The organism is Mesorhizobium sp. M2D.F.Ca.ET.226.01.1.1, from assembly GCF_004022705.2.
GTDB lineage: Bacteria > Pseudomonadota > Alphaproteobacteria > Rhizobiales > Rhizobiaceae > Mesorhizobium.
Window position 1 is genome coordinate 1 of sequence record NZ_RZOY02000112.1, and the last position, 301, is coordinate 301.

General features: G+C 57.5%; 1 pseudogene. It reads right to left on the reverse strand.

The features are described from left to right. Positions 1-301 (reverse strand): annotated as a pseudogene (locus EN869_RS34730) (hypothetical protein); the annotation flags it as partial.

The window sequence follows — 301 nt, forward strand, 5'->3', positions numbered from 1 at the left end:
GCCAGAGTTCTTCGAGGCGTTTGCCGATGTCGTCGTCGTGTACGAAGGTGAAACGGCGCTTGAAGAACTCTGTCCTCGACTGCAATTGAGCCGCAAACTTCGTATATACGGCGCCCCCAAGAACAACAAACTGTCCGCTGCGCCTCAACATGGACGCCAGCATCAGTCCCGGCACTATCTGCTGCCTGTTGGTAATAGTGATACCGACCACGTCGGGTGCCTGTGCGAGCATCTGAGGCACAAGGAGGTCAGTCCAGATCTCCTCAAAGGCGTTGGCCTCCGGACGTCGCTGGAGCGCGAT